Source organism: Parafrankia irregularis, assembly GCF_001536285.1.
GTDB classification, from domain to species: Bacteria; Actinomycetota; Actinomycetes; order Frankiales; family Frankiaceae; genus Parafrankia; species Parafrankia irregularis.
The window spans coordinates 56,105-73,043 of record NZ_FAOZ01000025.1 but is presented as its reverse complement, the minus strand read 5'-3'; the positions used below and the strand labels follow the sequence as shown (position 1 = coordinate 73,043).

12 protein-coding genes are annotated in these 16,939 nt (G+C 65.3%); 3 read left to right on the top strand and 9 right to left on the bottom strand.

From position 1 onward, the window contains the following. Positions 1 to 100 precede the first annotated feature (100 nt). Positions 101 to 1,675, top strand: coding sequence for a diguanylate cyclase (locus AWX74_RS28275; protein WP_161934842.1), 1,575 nt, complete (start codon positions 101 to 103; stop codon positions 1,673 to 1,675). 228 nt (positions 1,676 to 1,903) lie between these two features. Here AWX74_RS28275 and AWX74_RS40245 read toward each other — a convergent pair whose 3' ends face one another. Next, the gene (locus AWX74_RS40245; RefSeq protein ID WP_054571135.1) at positions 1,904 to 2,206 is read right to left on the bottom strand and encodes a transposase; all 303 of its coding nucleotides are present in this window, start codon (positions 2,204 to 2,206) and stop codon (positions 1,904 to 1,906) included. Between AWX74_RS40245 and AWX74_RS42685 the strand changes: the two genes are divergently transcribed. Then, positions 2,181 to 2,441: an integrase core domain-containing protein gene (locus AWX74_RS42685; protein WP_161934844.1), complete on the top strand. Its 261-nt coding sequence runs from the start codon at positions 2,181 to 2,183 to the stop codon at positions 2,439 to 2,441. The genes AWX74_RS40245 and AWX74_RS42685 overlap by 26 nt on opposite strands. Positions 2,442 to 2,751: 310 nt before the next feature. Here the strand turns inward: AWX74_RS42685 and AWX74_RS40905 are convergent, their stop codons facing one another. Both AWX74_RS40905 and AWX74_RS40900 read right to left on the bottom strand, forming a co-directional pair. After that, a complete protein-coding gene (locus AWX74_RS40905; RefSeq protein ID WP_207550435.1) occupies positions 2,752 to 4,296 on the bottom strand; it encodes a LuxR C-terminal-related transcriptional regulator in 1,545 nt (514 codons plus the stop codon). A gap of 186 nt (positions 4,297 to 4,482) precedes the next feature. Continuing rightward, a complete protein-coding gene (locus AWX74_RS40900; RefSeq protein WP_207550434.1) occupies positions 4,483 to 5,490 on the bottom strand; it encodes a winged helix-turn-helix domain-containing protein in 1,008 nt (335 codons plus the stop codon). A gap of 242 nt (positions 5,491 to 5,732) precedes the next feature. Here AWX74_RS40900 and AWX74_RS28260 point away from each other — a divergent pair, with 242 nt between their 5' ends. Further along, complete coding sequence (locus tag AWX74_RS28260) at positions 5,733 to 7,034, top strand: DUF4277 domain-containing protein (RefSeq protein ID WP_226932700.1); 1,302 nt, start codon at positions 5,733 to 5,735, stop codon at positions 7,032 to 7,034. A 678-nt stretch (positions 7,035 to 7,712) separates the two neighbouring features. On the opposite strand, the gene AWX74_RS42680 is transcribed toward AWX74_RS28260, so the two are convergent. From AWX74_RS42680 to AWX74_RS28230, 6 genes are all read right to left on the bottom strand, one after another. Beyond that, positions 7,713 to 7,823 carry a hypothetical protein gene (locus AWX74_RS42680; RefSeq protein ID WP_083473902.1) on the bottom strand — a complete coding sequence of 37 codons (111 nt, stop codon included), beginning with the start codon at positions 7,821 to 7,823 and terminating at the stop codon, positions 7,713 to 7,715. Positions 7,824 to 8,313: 490 nt separating this feature from the next. Next, positions 8,314 to 9,924 (bottom strand): AMP-binding protein, encoded by a 1,611-nt coding sequence (locus tag AWX74_RS28250; protein WP_152991630.1) that lies wholly within the window; start codon positions 9,922 to 9,924, stop codon positions 8,314 to 8,316. A gap of 336 nt (positions 9,925 to 10,260) precedes the next feature. Beyond that, complete coding sequence (locus AWX74_RS28245; RefSeq protein ID WP_054571082.1) at positions 10,261 to 11,091, bottom strand: hypothetical protein; 831 nt, start codon at positions 11,089 to 11,091, stop codon at positions 10,261 to 10,263. Positions 11,092 to 11,124: 33 nt separating this feature from the next. Then, on the bottom strand, positions 11,125 to 13,356 hold the full coding sequence (locus AWX74_RS28240) for a hydantoinase B/oxoprolinase family protein (protein WP_054571083.1): 2,232 nt from the start codon (positions 13,354 to 13,356) through the stop codon (positions 11,125 to 11,127). A 152-nt stretch (positions 13,357 to 13,508) separates the two neighbouring features. After that, on the bottom strand, positions 13,509 to 14,132 hold the full coding sequence (locus AWX74_RS28235) for a GPR1/FUN34/YaaH family transporter (RefSeq protein WP_054571084.1): 624 nt from the start codon (positions 14,130 to 14,132) through the stop codon (positions 13,509 to 13,511). A gap of 677 nt (positions 14,133 to 14,809) precedes the next feature. Continuing rightward, positions 14,810 to 16,936, bottom strand: a complete 2,127-nt coding sequence (locus AWX74_RS28230; protein WP_054571085.1) for a hydantoinase/oxoprolinase family protein — start codon at positions 16,934 to 16,936, stop codon at positions 14,810 to 14,812. Positions 16,937 to 16,939: the final 3 nt, after the last annotated feature.

Here is a 16,939-nt window from a genome sequence, read left to right as displayed (position 1 = left end):
GTCCCGCGCACGAGAGCTTTTCCTCACCGGCGAGGACGGCGACCTTCGCGGGGTGCGGGACCCGATCCTGCAGTCGTGGCAACGGTCGCGGGATCTTACGGTGGCCCCCGATCGCCCGGAGCCGTCTTTTTCGGGCCTGGAACTCGATGCGCCCTTCATTCAGACGGCGGAACCAATCATCAAGGAGCTGGGTAACCGGTTGGAAGGCCAGAAGATCAGTATGATCCTGACCGATGCGGACGGGTTGATCCTCGTTCGGCGAACCGGTGACGCTGCCTTCGAGCGGCGGCTCGACCGGGTACCGGTGGCGCCCGGCTTCAACTTCGCGGAACGCTTCGTCGGCACGAACGGCGTCGGAACCGCCCTGGCGGGAGATGCCCCGATTGGCGTCTTCGGCGCCGAGCACTACGGCGAACCCTACAGCGACCTCGCCTGCGTCGGAGTTCCGCTGCATGACTTGGTGACCGGGGAACTCCTCGGCCTGCTGGACGTGACCTGCCCGAACCGGCATGCAGGACCCCTGCTCTCGGCGATGGCAAGTATCGCAGCCGGCGAGATCCGTCAAGCCGTGCTCGCTTCGACGAGCAGAGCGGACCGGGAATTGATCTCGCTGCGCACCGCGGACCCTGCGAAACTGCGGATGCTGGTGGCCAGCGAATGCCGCCAGCGCGAGCTGGCCGAAACCATTCAGAACATCACCGCCGCTGCGGCATCCACCCTCAACGCCCGCAAGGTTCTGCGCAGGGTCATGAGCGCTGCTGCCCACATGCTCGCGTTCGACACGGTCTGGGCGCTGGCCCGCGAACCGAGCGGAACGCTGCGGGTCGTTGCCGTTCATGGCGACGTGGACTCCCGTACCGTGGGCCAGAGGATCAGGCTGCGCCCGGGCTCGTCGCTGCTGGATGCCTACGCCGGGCAAGCGCTCGCCGACCCCCGCGGTGGCCCGCCCGAACCTCTCCCTGGCCAACGCCATCCTATTGGTAGCTGGTTGGCCGTCCCTGCGGCCTTCCGCCCGCATCCGACCGTTCTGATCCTGATCACCTGCCGGGAGGCCGACTGCTATGGACCCGAGCAGCTCGCAATCGCCCGCACCGTGCTCGGCCACGCTGCGGTTGCCTGCGAGAACGCCTGCCGATACGAGGAGGCCCAGCGCCTTGCCCAGATGGACCCTCTGACCGGACTGGCCAACCGCCGTCACCTCCTCGATCAGGCCGGGGCGATGACGAGACGACACCTGCGCAGTGGCCGGCCGATGGCCGTTCTGATGGCCGACATCGACCACTTCAAACGCGTCAACGACCTGCACGGACACGCCATCGGCGACACGGTACTCACCGAGGTCGCCCAGCGATTCCGCGCCACGCTACGCGCGCGGGACATCATCGGCCGGATCGGCGGCGAGGAGTTCACTGTTGCCCTCGACGCACCCACCGAAACCGCCCGCGCATTCGCCGAACGGCTCCGCGAGACTGTCAGCGCGACCCCGATCCCCACCTCTGTCGGCCCACTGTCGGTCACTGTCAGCGTCGGCCTCGCCACTCTCCATGCCGCTGACACAGGCCTCGACTCCCTTCTCGCCCGCGCCGACACGGCTCTCTACCACGCCAAGAACACTGGCCGTAACCGAGCCGTTGTCGCCGACGCCCTAGTTGACGACGACCGGTGGCGGGTCTGACCCGAGAAATAACGTGAGGTGACGGCGGTGCCCGGCTCGGGCGGCCTCGGGGATGGGGTCGAAGCGGACGGTGTAGCCGAGGGCGTCGGCTTGGCGGGTCAGGTGGCGTGTTCCGCTTCGACGCCCGGGATCTCTCCCGACGCCGGGAACCAGCTACCGCGGGTTCCGGCACCTCCGCAGACTGGACTTCCACCGGCTGGCCACCTCAAGCTTACGCCCGACTACACCTCACATAGTCGAACTCCTGGACACACCCGTCGCGAAGAAAATTGTGGCCTTGCGGAGGATGTCGCGTTCTTCGCGGAGCTGCCGGTTCTCCTTCCGGAGGCGTTTCAGCTCCTCGCGTTCCGCGGTGCTGATCTCGTCCGCTCTGCCGCTTTCGTCTCGGGAGGCTTCCCGGACCCAGTTACGGATCGACTGCCCTGAAGGGCCGTATTCCTTCGCTAGTTCCTCGAGTATCCGCCTAGCTCGAACCAGTTCCACCATCTGCCGGCGGAACTCCTCGGTGTACGGCGGTTTTGATCTCGGCACCTGCACTCCTCCCTGGGACCATTGCCCCAAAGAGCCCGGGTGTGAACAGGAACGGGTCAACTCTAAGTCGTTCTTCGCGGCCCTCAAGAACGAACACGTCCACCGCACCGTCTACCCCACGCGCGAACACGCCCGCCGTGACATCACCCGCTACATCGAACTCCGCTACAACACGACACGCCGCCACTCGGGACTCGGTTACCGTACCCGCGCCAGGTCCACGATGACTATCTGAAAAGACAGTCTGCGGCGTAAACTAGCTTAATTTCGCCTGTCCGGATTTAACGGGCACATCAGTCCGGATCTAGCGCTTTCCGGACTTTCCGGAGAGGAAGAAGGCAACCTGATCACTGATCCGGGTGGGACCGAACATCAGATGCGCCGGCCGCCGGCCAGGTGTCCAAGTTGCGGAGTCCAGATCTCGCGGGTGCACTGCTACCAGTACCAGCAACGCGCCGCAGCCGGTACCCCGAATGACACACGCCGCCTGACGTACCCAACCCGAGGCTACTGTCAGCGCCTTCGCCGAAGAGATGGTAGAGCTTTCAAGGCAGGAAACCTCGGCGCCGCGCCTCCGCAACTGATTCGCCGCGGCGGGCGACTCCTAGCTTGGCATAAATGTTTTTAAGATACCATTTGACGGTATTTATAGTCAAGCCGAGACTACGTGCGATTTCTTTGTTTGACAGCCCGCAGTTCAGGAGACGGAGGATGTCGATCTCGCGGGCGTTGAGCGGTTCTTCGGGCGGATTCCGCTCGCCCGGGCGATCGATAATGGGGATGGCTGCCCGCCCCGCGTCGATATGGGTCGCGGTGAGCAGCTTGTACAGGTAGTCCGACGGTACGGTGGGCAAATTCGCGGGCCATCGGCGACATCGACTAGCGTCTCGAAGCCCTCTGATGATCTTTAGGAGCTCCGGCCCCGCATCGATCATAGTGCGCACGAGACCGGAGCGGGCTCCGGCAACCAGCGCAGGCACCGCTGCACGGATCGCAGCGTCAGAGTCGCCGCCGAGAGAGAGGACCACGGCGAGTTCGACGCGTGCGGTCGTTTCAGCGTACCGCCAGGCTACGGAGCTACTCTCCTGGAGAATCTCGGACAGTAGTCGGAGTGCGCCTTCGTAGTCGCCCTGAGCAGACATTATTCGCGCGCGCATCGCGAGCTGGTAGTGGCGGGTGGCCATGGCGATGCCATCGTCGCCGCGTTCGATATCCTCGACTTGGCGGGCGAGTACGTTCTGTGCGCTCCTGATGTCCCCGAGGTCCAAATGCAGCCGCAGGCGTTCGTGATCGACGGCGGCCGACAAACGAGGTAGCGAGAGCTGGCTCGCCGCTTCTTCGCCTTCATTGAGAAATGACCAGGCGTCTTCGACGTCGCCTCGCAGCACTTTGATACGGGCCAGTGTGGAGTAAGTCGCGATCATGAAGTCGGCAACGCCGCTTTCGGCGCCAAGTTCATGGCACTCCTCAAGGAGCCGCTCGGCGGCGTTGATGTCGCCGCGCTCGTAGTACAGCCTGCCCAGTAGCGCTCCCGCCATCCGGGCGGCATGCGATTTTCCTCCAGCACCTCCGCGGGCGAGGACCACTGCTTCCTTATAGAGGCGCCCGGCGGTCACCAGGTCAAGTTGGGCGAATGCTGCTAGTCCGGCGAAGCAACGCCCGTACACGGCAGGGAAAGGCCCGTGTGTCGTCTCATGGAAGGCGTTGGCCCACTGCTGCCGTGTCTTCGCGGTGTCGTAAGCGAAAGTGTGGATATCAACAAATGTACGGATATTGGACGACACCGCGACTGGCCAGGGTCGGTAGCTCGGGTCGTCCGCGAGGTAGGGGGCGACCAGGATGGCGGCGCGGTCGATCCGGTCACCGTAAACATCTATGCAGGCTTGGACGACATCGGCCTCGCCAAGGATTTCCCTACTGGTGTCGTCGGCTACGGAGACCAAGGTGGCTCGTACGTGATCGAGCGCGGTCTGCGCGGGCTGTGCCCGTTGCAGGAGGCAGTTGGCCCAGGCGATGGCGATCTGCAGCCCCGGTCGGCCGGGTAGCAGAGTCTGCGGCAGCTTGTTGACCAAGCCGAGCAGAGTGGCCATGCGGCTGTGCTCTACCAGGGGCATGGCCTGCCGTTCCACCAAATCCACAGCTCCGGTGTCGTCGCCGGCGGCCAAGGCGTGGGTGACGGCCTCACCGAGCAGGTCATGATTGGCGAACCACCCTGACGCGGTGCGGTGGAGAGTGATGATCCGGTCCGCATGAGTGCGTTCCAGGTGCCGCCGCAGCTAGTCCGCGAAGAGGTGATGATAGCGGAACCATTCCCGGTTGTCGTCGAGCGGCCGCAGGAACATGTCTCGCTGTTCGAGCTCCTCCAACAGGGCCTGCCCACGCCGCTGTCCGCTGACCGCGGCGGCGAGGTCACCGCAGAGACGATCACAGATGGAGGTCGTGAGGAGGAAGTCAAGCAGGTCGGCGGGCAGCGTGTTGAGCACGTTCTCGGCGAGGTAGTCGCCGATAGAGTGATGCCGTCCGGAGAAGCCGCGGATCAGCGCTGACGGGTCATCGCTGTTGCGTAGCGACAGGGTGGCGAGTTGGAGCGCGGCAACCCAGCCGTCGGTGCTGGAGCACAGTCGATGAACGTCCTCGCTGTCGAGGTCCAGTGCGTTGAGGTCGAGGAGGAAGGCGGCGGATTCGTTGCGGTCGAAACGTAACTGGGTGGCGTCGATCTCGGTGACCTGGTTGCGGACCCTGAGCCTCCCGACAGCCGGCGAGCGGGTTCGACTGGTGACGATCAGGTGGAGGTTGTCAGGACCCACATCCAGCAAGAATTCCAGCGCGGCGGCAGCATTGGGGTTGTCGATGAGGTGCCAGTCGTCGAGAACGATCGCGAGGGGCAGTCGGTGTTCGGCAATCTGGTTGACCAGCTCGGTGAGCACGTAACGTTGAGCGTCACCGGAATGATGTTCGATGACATCGACCAATCCGCCAGCGAAGGTGGGTTCGACGCGACGCACCGCCTCGATGAGGTGGCTGAGGAACCAGACGGCGTCGTTGTCGTCGCGATCGAGACTGAGCCAGGCGACCGGCACACCTTCGGCACGCAGCACACGCTGCCACTGGACCGCCAGAGTGGTCTTACCGAACCCGGCGGGTGCGTGGATCAACGTCAGCCGCTTGGTTCGACCTTCGCGAAGCTGGTCGATGAGGCGGTCACGGCTGACCAGCCCATCGTCATAGCTCGGCGCCTGAAACTTCGTGGACACCGCCAGCATGGGACGTACCTCGGCGTCCATCCAGCTCGCCTCGCCTTCAAGGGCTCCCCGCCCACCTCCGCTGTCACATGCTTGTGACTTCCCCCACATGCTCTAGAGCAGAGTTTCCCACCGTCCACTCGGGCCCGCAATATCTCGGCGCCCCAGCCCGGCTAGCCCTGTCTTCCGTACGTGCGTGCGGTGGGACAGCTGCGTGATGTCTTGTTCGGATTACGTCGGGACGATCGTGATCGGTAGTGGCCGGTCTGGGACTGTTCGTGGCTATGTCGGTCGCGATGGACTACGTGCCGCCGAGCGTCGAGAAGCCGCTCGGTGCGCTGCCCGTCGTGCGTGACTACCTGGCCCGCCTCGATGTCGCGGGCACGATCGATCGGCTCGCCCCGATGCGTGACAAGGCCAACCGGGCGACTCACGGTGAGGTGATCGCCGCGCTGGTCGCCAACCGGCTGACGTCCCCGACCCCGCTGCTCCACGTCGAACGGTGGGCACGGGACTGGGCGGTCGAGGAGATGTTCGGCCTCGCGCCGGACGTGTTGAACGACGACCGGCTCGGTCGGGCGCTGGACGCGCTCGCCCCGGTCTGCGAGGCAGTCATGGGTTCGGTCGGCACCGCGGCGATCACCACGTTCGACCTCGACATCTCCCGGATCCACTCGGTCATGACGTCGATCTCGCTGCACGGCGCCTACCCCGAGGCCGAGGAGGACTACGCGACCCCGAGATACGGCCACCCGAAGGACCGCCGGCCCGATCTCAAACAGGTCCGGACCGGGCTCGCGGTCACTGGTGACGGCGGGATCCCGCTGGTCCACCGCGCCTACGACGGCGGTGCCGGTGAGGCAGCCAAGACCGCCCGCGCGCTGAAACTCGGCCGTGCCCGCGCCGACCTCGACACCCTCACCCGCACCGCGGGCAGCCACCACCTCTACCGCACCGAAGCCGCGGTGAAAGCCCGCCTCACCCTCCTGGCGACGAAACACCGCGTCACCCACTACCTGGTCGCCACCACCAACGTCGACCCGGACACCGGGAGACCGGACCTGACCTGGCACTTCGACGCCGCCGCGCTCGACGCCGAGGCCACTACCGACGGCTGGTACACCCTGCCACACGAGATCGGCCCCGGCGAGGTTCGCGCCCGCTACAAAGGACAGGAAGTCGTCGGACGTCGCTACGGCGCATTCAAGAGCCCACTCGCGGTCGAACCGATGTTCCTGCACTCCAACCAGCGGATCCACGCCCTCATCCACGTGATCTGCCTGGCCCTGCTCATCTTCTGCCTGATCGAACGCCAAGCCCGGCAAGGCGCCGGCCCAGACGGGAAGATCTCCGGCCTCTACGCCGGACGTCCCGCCCGCCCCACCGGGGCACTCATCCTCGGCACGCTCAGCAAGCTGCGCCTCGTGCCCGCGCAGGGCAGCCGACCCGCCTACATCCCGCGCCCGCCACACCTGCACCAGCACCTCCTCGACATCCTCGGCGTCGGCCCGACCCGACCCGACTACTTTGATCGACAACCGGCCCGAGTAATGCATCGAAACCCCATGCGCAAAAGACGGGGCTAGCCGGCCGCAGCATTCCTGCCGATCTCGCCGAACATGGTGGCTGGCAGCCTCTCAACGACGCGCACGACCTTGGGCTGGCTTGTAGCGGGCGAGCTCGCTGGGGCAGTGGGTGAGCAGCTTGGCCTCGTCGAGCGCGCCGGTACTGTCGGGCACGACGAACGCGACGTCGCCTTCGTCTCGGTCGGGGGGCCGCATTAATTCCCACGACCGAGACCCACCCGACTCCGGGGCAGGTTGCGGCGGCATTCTCCACCTCGGTGCTGTGGCCGTAGAGCTGCAGGAACAGCTGTGTCGAACACCTCGAAGCGCAAGGGATCTGCAACCCGCCGACCGGCCGATCCGCCATGGTGCGGATCACCTCCAGCAGACCTGTTGCGACGTCATCGAGCTCGTCGAAGCCGACCTCCGCACCGGACGCGAAGAGCCGGCGCGGGGACGGACAGCCGAGCACGATGTCGGCATGGTCGCCGAGCTGGTGGAGCAGGGCGTCGAGGGTGTCGGCCAGCACCCGGCGCGGCTCGGCCAACTCCAGCGCCGCGCACACCTCGGCAGCGTCTCCAGCCGGCCTCCCGGCTCGCCCATCTACACGCCAGCGCCCCGCCACGACGTCGGAAAGGCCACCAGACGAGAGCTCACCATGGCCACTTACCAACACACCATACAGGTTATAGATCAGGTTCAGATCGCGATCCAACCCTCGTCGATCGGTAGCTCCACGCCGGTGATCCAGGACGATACATCTGCCGCGAGGAAGCGCACGGTGTTGGCGATATCCCGCGGCAAACCCATGCGGCCGATCGGATGAGCCGCGGTGAATGCGGACCTAATGTAGACTTTCCATGGCCAGAGCCTGGTTCTTGCGGAAGAACTGCTCTGCCGTGTCGGTTTCCACAACGCCTGGATGGATGGATGGAATTCCAGTAAATGTCGTAGCCCAGCCTCCCGAATTCCACAGTCACATCCTTTAGACTCAGCGGTCTCCTTTCCGGCAGGACTCTACATCTGTCACCATCACGCTGGCGCCATCAGCTGCAGGAGCCCGCGCGCACTCGACGCCGATGCGACGGGTGCCACCCGTTACCAGCGCGACCTTGCCGTCGAGGCGGAATGACCCTTGGGGCTCATCCGTGGCCTCCTCATCCAGTTAGGGATTAAATCCGCCGCGCTATCCGCGCGACGGATGGTCGTGAGCTAGATATGCATAATGATTTATGCGCAGCGTGGCCATCGCGGCATGTAGACCGCAGCCGCCACATATAGGACATGGCTGTGGTGGGTGTTAGTTGACTGACCGCGTCCGGCCCTTCCAATACCTCGCTCGAATCGCCTTCTTGTCGACCTTGCCGACCGGCGTCGACGGGAGTGAATCGACGAAGTGCACGACCTTCGGCGCCTTCACCGAGCCCAACGTCGCCTTGCTGGTCGAGATGATGTGGCCAGCGTCGGCCCATCCCGGTTCGGCCGGGATTACCAGCGCACACACCGCCTCACCCCACTCGTCATCTGGAATACCGATGACGGCGCAGTCGCGGACCTCAGGCAGCGCCAAAATGGCCGACTCCACCTCGGCAGGATAGACGTTAAACCCGCCGGTGACCACCATTTCCTTCTTCCGGTCGACGATGTAGACGAAGCCGTTCTCGTCGAGGTAGCCGACATCGCCGGTGTGGTGCCAGCCGAACGTACGGATCGCGGCGGTGTCCTCCGGACGGTTGTGGTAGCCAGACGTGACGAGGCGACCGCGGACTACCAGCTCGCCCCGCTCACCGGGTGCCAAAAGGTTGCCCTGATCATCCATCGCCTCCACTTGGCAGGAAAGCGTCGGATGCCCGCACGACGCGAGCCTCTCCGGGTGGTCTCCCGCGACCGCGGCGGCCACCTGCTGAGGCGAGAGGTAGGTGAGCAGCATCGGCGCCTCGGCCTGCCCCCAGCACTGCGCGATGCACGGACCGAACGCGGTGACGCCCTCGCTGAACTTGTCCGGCGAGACCGGCGCGGCGGCGATCAGCAGCATCTTCAGGCTGGAGCAGTCGCGGGGCCGCGCCTTCTGGCCTTCCAGCATGCGGTAGTACGCCGTCGGCGGAAGAAACACATGCGTGACTCCGTCGCGCTCGATGCGGCCCAGTGCGTCCTCGGCGTCGAAACCCGGGCGGATGACGACCGTCGCGCCCTGGGCCGCCAGGATGACCGCCATGACGCCGGCCGCGTGCGTGATAGGCGCCACCATGAGGTTCACCGGGTGCTCGGACGCCGGCCAGTGCCGCGTGGACAGGTCGATGAGGTTCGCGAATACGTCGTTGGTCCAGATGACCGCCTTGGACCTGCCCGTCGTCCCGCCCGTGGGCCAGGTAGCACACACTGCGGTAGGTGCGCCGAAGGGGTCGCTCCAGTCCGGTATGTCCACCCCGTCGCCGGCGGCGAGGACATCGGCCATCGACTCAGCGCCGGCGAACGGCTTGTCCAGGCAGATGACGTGCTTGAGGGTGGGCACGTGCGCGAGGATCTCATCTACTTGGTCGGCGAAGCGTGAGTGCAGCAGCAGCCACCGCACCTTCACTTCATTCATGAAGTCCAGCGTCGCGCTCAACGCGTTGAGATGGTTGAGGGGTGCCCAGACGCCGCCGGCCCTCCAGAGGCCGAGCATCCCCAGGAGCCCCTCGCTGACGTTCGGGGCCAGCACGCCGACCCCATCACCGGGGGAGAAGCCTCGCGCGTACAGCCCGGCGGCCAGCCGCCGCGAATGCCGAGCGGCCTCGGCATAAGTCACGTTGCCCTCATCGGAGACGATGAAGAAGCGATCGCCGTTGTGCTGTGCGCCCTTGTCGAAGTAGTCGATGACCCGCATGGGGCGTCCTTCCTGCCTTGGTGAGGTGCGCTCGAGAACGGTCACGGAGCCAACCTTGGCGACCAGAACGTGGTGCCGAGCACCGCGGCGAGCTCCTCATCCGGCCTCCAGTACGAGGTCGGGTCGAGGTTGTCAGCCGCGGGCCCCGATCCGCTCCGGTGCCTCAGCCACTGGAGGACTGGGATCGTTCAATATGTCCGCGCCGACGGCCAGCGCCACCTCGCACTGATCGGACAGCGCGTCCACGTCTCGTGGAACGCCACAGACCCCGATGGCCCAACCGGCCTCCCCTTGAGCCAGCAGGCAGGAGGCCCTCCCACGCAAGCGCGGCCAGGCGGATATGGCGGCATTCGTCCAGGCTGTCGTCCGTGGCGCTCACCGTCACCGTGCGGCTTCGCCGAGCACCGCGATGCGGGCAACGACCGTTTCCGGGGGGGCGTCGGCCGGGATCTCCCCGAACCGGAACCGACGCTTGGCTGCCGCCTCGGCGAGCCTGGCGGCCTCGGCCGTGTCGGCCCACAGGGCGGGCGGGAGTCCGCCACCGTGGCGGCGATCATCAGGCAGCGCATCGGCCGCTACGCGGGGAAGGAGCAGTAGCTCACCGGCCAGCGGAGTGTCGACCTGGTCGGGGTCGGCGACGCCATCCAACCGGATCGCGCTGATCCAGCCGTAGTGCCCGGCTGCGGCCAGCAGACTCGACCAGACGTCAATTTCGTCGTCGTCGGGCCCTGACGGGGTATCACAGATGATCTGCAACCCGCCGACCGGCCGATCCGCCATGGTGCGGATCACCTCCAGCAGACCTGTTGCGACGTCATCGAGCTCGTCGAAACCGACCTCCGCACCGGACGCGAAGAGCCGGCGCGGGGACGGACAGCCGAGCACGATGTCGGCATGGTCGCCGAGCTGGTGGAGCAGGGCGTCGAGGGTGTCGGCCAGCACCCGGCGCGGCTCGGCCAACTCCAGCGCCGCGCACACCTCGGCAGCGTCTCCAGCCGGAACGAGGTGGCGGGAGAACGGACCTAAGACGTTGACACCGAACACATCGGACCGCAGTAACCGGTGTGCCTGCGCGGTGGCCGCGACCAGCGTGGCCGGATCGTCGTACCAGCGGTCCGGCGCGCCAGCGAACACCGACCACACGTACCGGTCGCAGTCCAACCAGGTCAGAGTGTCACGCCTGCCATGAACCCAGTCGTCCAAGGCCTTCATCGTTCTCCCGCCATCCTCGTCAGTACCCCACCGTCAGCCCTGCAGCTGCGCGAGCTTGGCCTCCAGCTCCGCGATCCGCACATCCTTCGGGTTGGGCATCATCACCGGCACGATCGCGTCCGCAGGGCAGGTGTCCTCCGGAGTACCTCGGAAAAGCAACCGAGGATCACCCCAGGAACCGAAGAACGGCACATCGGCTGGAGGCGTCTCGGTCTCCCAGTCCTTGACGAACTCCGCAAACGGCTTGCCCCGCTTCAGCCGAGCAGCCCGCTCGGCGTTCCTGGCCGCTGAGGTAGCCTCGGCATCGACCGCGGCAGTGTCCGGGTTGAGCACCACCTGGTAGATGTCGCGCGCGGTGCTGAGGGACACTAGGCCGTCGCGGTAGTCGGCGGCCACCGCCTCAGGGGCGCGTTCGAGCACGTCACCGTAGCCACCTCCGGCTCCCTGGGTGAGCATGTACAGCTCACCTCGTTCGGCGAGTTCGAACTGCAGGCCCATGTGGTGTGTCGAGTAGGTCGCGTCGGGGAACGGACGGTCGTTCATCAGTTCCTCGATGGTGTAGCGCAGCAGTTCGCGCTGGTCGTCCATCACCTTGAACATGTCAACATTCTTGATCTTGCACAATGGGAAGGTGCCGGGGCCGTAACCACCGAAGATGCCGTGCGAGCTGGGGAACTTCGAGCCGATGCTGCACACCATGAACCCCCACATGGCGCTGTCCTTGGCGGTGGCGATCTGCTGGTAGCCCTGGCCGCCGCGGAACTTGCCAAAGCCCTGGTTATCCCGCATCACCCTGTTCGGCACGATCTTCAGGATCGGGACTTCTTCCTCGATGAGCTCCTGCTCGCCTATGTCGGCCATGGGCGCGAAGATCGGGGCGACCGCGTGCTCACCGTCCCGGTTGGACCGCGCGGCCCCGCCCATTCCATTGAGGTCGGCACACACATTACCGACCAGCTCGCCATGCTGGTTGATGCCCCCGTAGATGAGCGTGACGATCATATTGTACCAGCCGGCGACGATGTCCGTAGAACGTTCACCCGCGCTGTAGAGGAATTTCGGCACCGCCAACTGGGCCGCCGTGAAGGAAGGGAAGAACGTCATCATGCACTGCGCGTTCGGCGCATCCGGGGAACAGTTCAGCGCCGACCCTGGGTCGGTGACGACGGTCATCGGCTCGAACACCGCCTGGTTCCGCGGCAGGTCCGGCCACACGAACGTAAGGAACTCCTGGGCCAGCATGCCCTTCATCGACGAAAGGATCGTGTTATTGGCCCGGTTAAGGAACTCCGGTGATGAGCCACGGAAATCCAGGATCAGCTCGTCGTCCTTCTTTGTCATCGCCAGCCTGATCTTGACCAGGCAGTTCTCCCGCAGCGTCCCGTCCGGGAAGACGTTCTGCCGCACGGTGCCATCCGGCCACGTGCGGAGCCTGCGGCGAACCTCGTCGGCGGTGTCGGTCAGGGTGCGCCGCAACGTGGCGATCACCGGGTCGACACCATATTCGGCGATCGCATCCAGAACCCGGTCCTTCATCCGCATGGCCGCATAAAGCTTAGCCTTCATGCCCTCCAGCTGCAACTTCGGTTCGCGCACCGAGTTCTGTAGGAATGTCATGATGTCGCGGCGGAACGTGTAGTTCTCGCCCACCTTGAGCGGCGGGATCTTCAGACCCTCGTCGAACGGGGACTCCGCCGCCGAGGGCATACCGCCGGGTTCGGTGGCTCCGTTCTCACCCTCATGCACGACCGCGCCGGTAAAGCAGATCAGCTGCCCCTCGTGGAAGACTGGAATGAGGAGACTCTGATCGGTGTTGTGGGCATTGCCGTAGCGGGCGTCATTGTGCATGAAGATGTCGCCCTCGTGGATACCGACCGTCGGCTCGTCGGCCCAGTACTTGACGATGAACTTGACAGGGTGCTGCGTGAGCACCGAGAACAGCAGTACACCGCCCATGCTGGACAGGGCCAGGTCACCCGAGGACGTCCATATCCCGGAGATCAGGTCGCCCCACTTCGCTCCCGGAGCCGCACCCATCTGCTCTACCATCTCGAACGACTCGTTACATGCGGTCTGCAGCTTGTTCCGCACCAGGTTGACCACTTCAGGGTCCGTGAACTGCGCCAGCGCCTGTGTCTCGCGCGGTGACTCGGGAGCGAGCTTGTGGTTTTTCATGATCTCGGGATCGGGCCCGAGGAACAGGACGTTGTCTTCGAGGAACCTCTCAACGAGCGACTTGTCGTCAGAATTTTCAGCTTGGCTCATAACGATACACCTTCCGGTGGGACGTTTCTGGCAAGGATGGCGAGCGGCTTCCCAGGCCCCGCATGGGCTACGCAAAACCGATGAGGGGTGTGATGACGCCTTCCTCGTTTACGCGTCAGCGTGGGCACCTACGGAAGTCGGATCACGGGGTGCTATCCGGAGATGATCGGCTTGCCGAGCGGGAACCCCTTCCCACCGGTCTCGGCGAACAAGATGCCGACGTACAGGTAGGTCGCCACGGCGACGACGGCGAACACGAAGTAGCCGCCGGCGTGGGTCAGGGCCGCATTGGTGTTGATGGTGCCGAGCAGTAGCAGCAGCAGCGCGACGTCAACGAGCCCGAGCAGCAGGGTGAAGCTGCTGGGCAGTCGTAGGAGTGCCACGGTGAGCACGACCACGGTGACCAGCCAGCAGATCAGCCACAGCTCGGTGGTCCTGGTCACCTGGTCGGCCGGGATGTTGTACCAGTTGTGGCCGAGGCCTAGGACGAACGCGGCGTAGCTGCCGAAAAACCCGCTGAACACCGCGAACAGGCTGGCTGGCGCGCTCTGCCCGAGCGCCGCCGCCCAGACCGCGGCGATCAGAAGACCGAGCGAGGTCGCGGTCACGATGACAGGGATGGCGGCACCAGTCGCTGCGGGCTCGATCCAGCCGGTGTCGACCAGCCCGAGTCCGACGGCCCCGGCTATGAAGCTGGGGATGCCGATTGCGCTTGGGTTGCCGCGCACCAGGTTGGCAGCCGGCTGAAGGGGTAATGCCCCGGCCTCGTTTGGCAACGGCGGTGAATCGGTCGAAAGAATGGAATCGTCGGTGGTAATGAGATCACCCTCCTTAACCGGGCGGACCGCTTCGAGCTGGTTGCTCGTGCGTACTGCGGATATGAGCGGCGGAGGAGGGCCGGGCGTGCCATGACGGGGCCACGCCGCCCAATACCCGTGAGGCGGTACCCGGCCCTCCTGGCCCAGCAGGCGTTGCTTGCCGTCGTGTCCTGCTGGACGGCTAGGGGTGTTCGAAGATTACGGCAGGGATGCGGCCGTGGGTCGCCCACGAGCCAGAAGAGGGTAAGCGGCTTCTCTAGCTAGCGCGGGCCACACCAAAAGAATGAAGTGAGCCCGGCGGGCGCGCCATTGACTGGAAATGACTTCGCCATGTTGACATCGCCTTGAGCGGTGAATTGTATGCGCCGAGCATTCCCTGACATTGGGACTGAAACCCTGCTGACAGGGAGAACATTGACAGTGCGGCGCGACGGATCCGATCACTACCCGTCCTCCGACGCTTCATTGGTGTCGGTGGAGCCCAGGTCGAGGATTACACCGACCGACTCGTGGCCGAGACCGCGAGCTTCGGAGCGGGAAGGTTACCCCTGACGGTGTGCACATCGGACGTGCATATGAGAGCCGATGTCGTCCGGACGGCCGGGGGTCAGTCGGCCCCGCCTTCGGTGCCTTGTTCAGATGGTCCTGGTGAGCACCGCGGAGCCGGTACGCCCGATCGTGATCTGCCAGCCCGGTTCGGCGAGGTAGGTCGTGCGCGGGGTTTCCACCAAGGCGGGACCCTCCACGACATGGCCCTCTTCAAGGCAGGCAACGTCGTAGACGGCGGTCTTGACCGCTCCATCGATGCCTGGGTAGTAGCACTCCCGCCACCGGGCGGGGCTCGGTGCAGGACGAGGCTCGGCCTGGGTGGGCCGCATGGCGAACTTGTCGTGATCGACATAGCTCACCACTCGGATGACGTTGATCCGGACACCTGCCTCGGGCGCTTGGCTGCCTTCGCCAAACCGCTGGGCGTAGAGGTTACTGAACAGGTCCAGCAACTCGACCACGTCCCGGTGCGAGGTGAGCCGCTCAAACGGACATACGACACCGATCTGGGCAAGCTGGTTGCCGTAGCGCAGGTCGACCTCCACGCGCGACTGGATGTCGGCGGGATCGACGCCCTGGCGGAGCAGGTCGTCGCGGCCCTTCGCGGCAAGTTCCGCCACGGTGTCGTTGAAGACCTGGTAGTCGTCCAGGAGCCGACGGCCGGTGGCGTCATAGACCATCATGTATAGCGAACGCTCGTGAATGTGCAACTGGTTCATGTTGCCCGCGCCCAGCGCCGAGAAAACCGAGCTGAACGGGGGGACAAGCACGTGCTTAATGCCCAGCTGCGCGGCATACCCACAGGCGTGCAGCGGACCACCGCCGCCGTAGCTGAGCGCGACGAAGTTCTTCGGATTGTAGCCCTTGACCGCGACCTCCTTGAAGATCGCATTGGCCATGTTGCTGTCCACCTTGCGCTTGATCGCCTTTGCCGCCTCGACCAGGCTCATACCGGTGGGCTTGCAGATATGCTCCTCGATGGCGCGCTGCGCCCGGCGCAGGCTGAGCTTGATCGTGCCGCCCGCGTAGTTGTCCGCATCGAGGTAACCCAGCACCAGGTTGGTATCCGTCGTAGTCGGGAGCCGCCCTCCCCGTCCGTAACAGGCCGGGCCCGGGTCGGAGCCGGCGCTTTCCGGGCCCACTTCGATGGCGCTCCACAGACGGTCGTAGCGGGCGATGGAGCCGCCGCCGGCGCCGAGGGTGTGCAGGTAGGTCATCGGAGTCGATACGAGCCAACGATCGATGACCGGGTTGAAGTCGTAGAACTTCACGCCGTCGGAGGTCACCAGGCCGATGTCGAAGCTGGTGCCCCCCATGTCGGTGGCGATGAGGTTGGGTTGGTCGTAGGTCTTCGACAGGTAGTGGGTGGCCTCCAGCCCGGCGACGGGTCCGGAGTGGATGGTCTGCAGCGAGGCGGTCGAGTTCAGCTGAGCCATGCCCCCGGTGTTGTGCACCAGCAGCATTGGCTTGGTGTAGCCGTTACGCCGCAACTCGATCTCCAGGGACGCCAGGCCGTGGTACATCTGGTTGTGCAGGTAGGCGTCGATGATCGACGACATGGTGCGGGCGTACTCGCCCTTGCGTCCGCTGACCCGGTGCGACAGCACGATCGGGATCGCACCGAGCAGATGAGTGGGATACTCATCGAGGACGATGCGCTCAACTTCCTTTTCGTGGGCAGGGTTGACCACCGCGTTGGTTAGCGCGACCACGAACGCCTGCGCACCCTCATCCACCAGCCGCCGCACCTGGCTGCGGACGTCGTCCTCGTCGACGGAGAGCACTACCTTGCCGGCGTAGTCAATGCGTTCCTGGATTCCTGCGATGCGGGTCACCGGAACCAGCGGCGCGGGCCGGTCCGCAGCAGGCAGGTCGGACTGCTCGGCCGCGGTCAGCCCGTCGCCGTAGCCGCGGGCCCGCATCAGCGGCACAGTCGATTCGAAGCCGGCGGTGGTGAGGATCCCGACGGACGGTCCGCTGCGCTCGATGAGCGCGTTCGTCCCCAGCGTGGTGGCGTAGCGCACCGCGTCGACGGACGAGAGCACCGCCTTCACATCGAGCTCGATCTGCGTGCACGCCTGCGCCAGCGCGTCCATGAAGCCGGAAGCGAGATGATGGTGTGTGGTTAACGACTTCGCCTCGACGTAGGCGTCGTCGTAGACGAGAAAGCAGTCGGTGAACGTCCCGCCGATGTCAACGCTTACTTGCCGCATTCT

Excerpts from the sequence above, each read along its gene's own strand:
- AWX74_RS40900 (WP_207550434.1), bottom strand. The coding sequence starts at position 5,490 with ATGGACGCCGAGGTACGTCCCATGCTGGCGGTGTCCACGAAGTTTCAG.
- AWX74_RS28260 (WP_226932700.1), top strand. The coding sequence starts at position 5,733 with ATGTCGGTCGCGATGGACTACGTGCCGCCGAGCGTCGAGAAGCCGCTC.
- AWX74_RS28230 (WP_054571085.1), bottom strand. The coding sequence starts at position 16,936 with ATGCGGCAAGTAAGCGTTGACATCGGCGGGACGTTCACCGACTGCTTT.
- AWX74_RS40905 (WP_207550435.1), bottom strand. The coding sequence starts at position 4,296 with ATGGCCACTCTGCTCGGCTTGGTCAACAAGCTGCCGCAGACTCTGCTA.
- AWX74_RS42680 (WP_083473902.1), bottom strand. The coding sequence starts at position 7,823 with ATGGGTTTGCCGCGGGATATCGCCAACACCGTGCGCTTCCTCGCGGCA.
- AWX74_RS28245 (WP_054571082.1), bottom strand. The coding sequence starts at position 11,091 with ATGAAGGCCTTGGACGACTGGGTTCATGGCAGGCGTGACACTCTGACC.
- AWX74_RS28240 (WP_054571083.1), bottom strand. The coding sequence starts at position 13,356 with ATGAGCCAAGCTGAAAATTCTGACGACAAGTCGCTCGTTGAGAGGTTC.